The organism is Candidatus Dependentiae bacterium, from assembly GCA_016191325.1.
GTDB lineage: Bacteria > Babelota > Babeliae > Babelales > JACPOV01 > JACPOV01.
The window spans coordinates 1-3,707 of sequence record JACPOV010000003.1; the positions used below are offsets into that span (position 1 = coordinate 1).

6 protein-coding genes and 1 pseudogene are annotated in these 3,707 nt (G+C 38.3%); 4 read left to right on the forward strand and 3 right to left on the reverse strand.

What is annotated here, in order from left to right; translation table 11 throughout:
- A pseudogene (locus HYX58_00045) lies at positions 1 to 223 on the reverse strand (type II toxin-antitoxin system HicA family toxin).
- Between the two features lie 131 nt (positions 224 to 354).
- On the opposite strand from HYX58_00045, the gene HYX58_00050 reads away from it, so the two are divergent.
- A complete protein-coding gene (locus HYX58_00050) occupies positions 355 to 1,719 on the forward strand; it encodes an IS66 family transposase (protein MBI2774389.1) in 1,365 nt (454 codons plus the stop codon).
- A 36-nt stretch (positions 1,720 to 1,755) separates the two neighbouring features.
- The gene (locus HYX58_00055) at positions 1,756 to 2,007 is read left to right on the forward strand and encodes a winged helix-turn-helix transcriptional regulator (GenBank protein MBI2774390.1); all 252 of its coding nucleotides are present in this window, start codon (positions 1,756 to 1,758) and stop codon (positions 2,005 to 2,007) included.
- Here HYX58_00055 and HYX58_00060 read toward each other — a convergent pair.
- Together HYX58_00060 and HYX58_00065 are read right to left on the reverse strand one after the other, a co-directional pair.
- Positions 1,999 to 2,460, reverse strand: coding sequence for a hypothetical protein (locus HYX58_00060; protein MBI2774391.1), 462 nt, complete (start codon positions 2,458 to 2,460; stop codon positions 1,999 to 2,001). The two genes, HYX58_00055 and HYX58_00060, sit on opposite strands and share 9 nt — an antisense overlap.
- Before the next feature lie 65 nt (positions 2,461 to 2,525).
- Positions 2,526 to 2,996, reverse strand: a complete 471-nt coding sequence (locus HYX58_00065; GenBank protein ID MBI2774392.1) for a hypothetical protein — start codon at positions 2,994 to 2,996, stop codon at positions 2,526 to 2,528.
- A 95-nt stretch (positions 2,997 to 3,091) separates the two neighbouring features.
- Between HYX58_00065 and HYX58_00070 the strand changes: the two genes are divergently transcribed.
- The gene (locus HYX58_00070; GenBank protein ID MBI2774393.1) at positions 3,092 to 3,331 is read left to right on the forward strand and encodes a hypothetical protein; all 240 of its coding nucleotides are present in this window, start codon (positions 3,092 to 3,094) and stop codon (positions 3,329 to 3,331) included.
- Positions 3,219 to 3,593 carry a DMT family transporter gene (locus tag HYX58_00075; protein ID MBI2774394.1) on the forward strand — a complete coding sequence of 125 codons (375 nt, stop codon included), beginning with the start codon at positions 3,219 to 3,221 and terminating at the stop codon, positions 3,591 to 3,593. The genes HYX58_00070 and HYX58_00075 overlap by 113 nt, the downstream gene beginning before the upstream one ends.
- The last annotated feature ends 114 nt before the right edge of the window (positions 3,594 to 3,707 follow it).

Here is a 3,707-nt window from a genome sequence, read left to right on the forward strand (position 1 = left end):
AATATAACTCTAAAAATTCATCTCTTGATAAACCTGCTTGTTTTATTATGCTTAAAAGTGTACCGATAGCCAATTCTTTATGAAATGGAATGACCGGTCTAAATTTTCCCCGTTCATCTTCTCGAAAAAGTATTACGTGGCTACCCGTTTGATCTAACTAGCGAAAACCTAACTTACCTAAAATTTTTATCATCTCCAAGGCAGAGACAACGGGGAGCGTCATTTCTACACCGGTATAGTCGCAACAACTGGTGATTCTTTATGTAATAATTGTTCTAACTCTTCTTGATCGTAAGCGCTTAAAAATCTACCGATAACGTCATAAATTTTTCCTTTGTATTTATTCTGACTCCCATGACAGAAAAAGAACTTAGGGCTGAGAACGTTCAGCTAAAACAGCAGTTAGCTGAAGCATTGAAGATGATAGCCAAATTGGAAAAAGAAAACAAAAAGCTGCAGGGTCAGCTTGGCAAATTCCTAAACGAAAATACTCCCCCTGGCTCAGTGCCCCCCTACCTCAAAGAGGAGCTGGAAGCTGCATTTCCTCCTGAAACATCAGAAGCTCAAGAAAAAGAGGATGAAGGGAAACAAGCAAAACTGCCCAATACAAGAAACAAGCGGCCAAAACCAGATAAAACTAAAACGCACAAAATAGACACGTGCCCAAAATGCAAGAGAAAACTCAGGCCACTTGGAAAAAAACAGCGGAAAATAGTTATTCATTTTGAACTGCCAAAAGCCGAAGCAATAGAACACATATCTAATGGGGGCTACTGCGCTGATTGTAAGGAGCGGTTTTATGCCTCAGTACCAGATACACTCCCAAATTCAAAATACAGCCTTGATACTGCCATCTTCATTGTTACACTTGCCATTGCGTATAACATGACCCAAAGGAAAATAGCAGAGCTTTTAGGTCGTTTTGGTATTCCAATTTCACCTGCGTCAGTAAACAACGTCTATCATAATGTGAAAAAATATCTTGGGGACAAAAAATACAGGGAGTTTGAGCAGGAGCTCAAAAATTCAATGCATACTAATGCAGATGACACTTCACACCGGCATAAAGGCAAAAATTTCTGGATTCGTCTTGTCAAAAATGCAAAAATAGTTTTTATTAGACTAAGCAAGACCCACAATAGCAAGGACACCAAAACGCTTCCACTTGGCAAGTATTCAACTACTGATGGTTATCGTGGATATGACAAGGCAGGTAGTATACTACAGAGGTGCTGGGCCAAGGTATCAAGAAAAGCCAGAAATCCAAAGTTTTACTTCACTGATGAATGGGAGATTGAACAGTACAAAAATTTTGTGGCAGACCTTTTCAAAATATATCATGATGCAAAGCATACAATTGGAAGAGGAAAAGATATTCAAAAAATGTTTGATAAGAGGCTGAAAGAGTTGCTTCTGAAACCAAGAAAAGAGGAGCGGAATCTGTTACGTCTCATGAATTATCTTCTTGAATATGAAGGTGAGTGGTTTACATTCCTGCTTCGTAATGGTATTACCCCTACCAATAATCCGGCTGAAATAGACCTAAGGCCTCTTGTAATAAAAAGGAAAATCAGTCAGCATACCTGGAGTGAGGATGGTCTAAGGTGCCTGGAAAATTTTTATACACTTGAGGAAACCTGCAAAAAACGGGGAGCAGATTTTGCTGATTTATTGAGGCACGAGATAGAAGGCAACTTGGCTGAGATGAGAAAAACTTAAGCGCTGAGAAAAACTTAAGCGCTTACACTTGACCTTATAGACCGGAAAATCCTCTACGAGCTTGACCTGAATAGCAGCATCTCCTTTAAGGCACTCGGGAAAAAGCTGCGAATTGCAAAAGAAACGGCCGGGTATCGCGTTAAGCAGCTTATGAAAACCGGGTACATCAAACAGTTCCTTACCACGATTAACATATCCCAGCTTGGGTTTTTCTATTACAAACTGTTCTATAAATTCCACAAGACGACACCTGCCATTGATCGAGAAATTGGTAATGGCCTAGTTTAGAATAGTTAATTGTTTATGCAGAAATTCGTGCCAAGACCATAAGTGATTCTCCAATCCTTCGAGCATTGCCGGTGATCCTCTTCTCTGAAAGTTATTCATAAAATTCCAGTAAAATTGAAATGTGTTGAGTGCATCATTGAGTCTGCTCTTCTTTTTTGAGAAACATTTCGTCTTTCTTACAAGTCTCCCGACTCTTTCTCTCAGTATTCCATTGAAATTTTCAACATCAGTTGTTTCTATTTCTCTTGGGTTTGGATTGCCAAAAATTATTCTTTTTTCCTTACCAATAAGGGTTCCATTTTTTCTGATTTTAATGAGCTGGCCGTAGTCGATCAGACTTGGCATAAAATGTAATTGAAGTGTGTAGGTATAATCATCATTTCCATCGGTATACATCTCAAGTTTGTTTGCCCCGGTAGGAGTTTCAATTCTGGAAGACAGAATGGAGATCATAGAATTACATGTTTCTTGCGTCCATTTACCAATGTAAAACGCAATAAAAAAATAGGTATCACGTTTTACACCAGTGTATCCATATGCACTACCAGCCTCAGTGCTATCTCTGCTTTTGGGGTTAACTTTCTTTTGCTTTTTTTTACGAATGCCCAAAACTCATCGCATTCCATTGGAGTCAATTTAAGTTTCTTGATCAAATATTCATTCATTGATTTTGCATGCTCACCAATATCAGTCAGTAAATTTCCAATTGTATCCCTATGATGCCCCGTAATTCTTTCTATGCTTCGTATTCCATTTTTCTCAACCAGATGTTTACATATCAAAATGATTTCTTCTTCTGACATGTGCTTTCTATAAAGAGGAGTACCTTTAGTTTCCATAAAATAAGTTTCACAATGGTGGCAATAATACCTCTGATGACCCGTTTTGTATACCCCTGATTTTGTTATATTTTTGTTATTTTCTCTTCGATAATATTTGCATGGATAATTCTGACATACAACCTCAATTTTGCTTCTTGGTCTTGCCATGGTATCACCAAGACCATATAACAGCGGAGAATAATAAACTATCTTATTTTAGGACACTACCCAGTTTTTATTTACTTGCGGATTTACTGTCTGCTATGCGTACTGTAGCAATTGCCATTCTTTGTATCGTTTTAGTAATTTCTGGATGCGCTTCACAAAACGAAGCACGTGTCGGAGAAAAAACTACCGTAGAACATCCCCAAAAAGAAGTAGTGAAAGAAGATACCAAACCACTGCCAAAACAAAAAATACACAAACAATTATCCAAGCAAGGTACTTACGTTCTATCAGTTTGGCGTTGGTGCAGTCATCCTACTTCCATTTATTCTTATTGAAAAATTTAGCGTAACTGCGATGGATATTGCGCTTTTGGTATTGCTGGGGGCGGTTTTTACCGTAGGTGGATATACCTTATTTATAAACGCATTAAAATATTTGAAAGCACAACGGGTAAGTATTATTGCAACGCTTGAACCGGTATATAGTATCGCACTTGCATTTTTCATTTTGGGGGAGATACCTGAACTACGAACAATTGCAGGGGGAGCACTCATCCTTGCAGCAAGTGTTTACACAACGTTACGAAAAAGCAGATAACAAGAAAACCCTTCGGGAAATTTCAAGCTGATGTAACGTAAGTCCAATCACTTATTTTATTGCCAAATCCCGTATTAGGGGGTGGTTTAGTAGACCAAGACATTACAAACACCA

Coding starts and splice junctions, on each gene's coding strand:
- HYX58_00050 (MBI2774389.1), top strand. CDS start 355: ATGACAGAAAAAGAACTTAGGGCTGAGAACGTTCAGCTAAAACAGCAG.
- HYX58_00060 (MBI2774391.1), bottom strand. CDS start 2,460: ATGATCTCCATTCTGTCTTCCAGAATTGAAACTCCTACCGGGGCAAAC.
- HYX58_00065 (MBI2774392.1), bottom strand. CDS start 2,996: ATGGCAAGACCAAGAAGCAAAATTGAGGTTGTATGTCAGAATTATCCA.
- HYX58_00070 (MBI2774393.1), top strand. CDS start 3,092: ATGCGTACTGTAGCAATTGCCATTCTTTGTATCGTTTTAGTAATTTCT.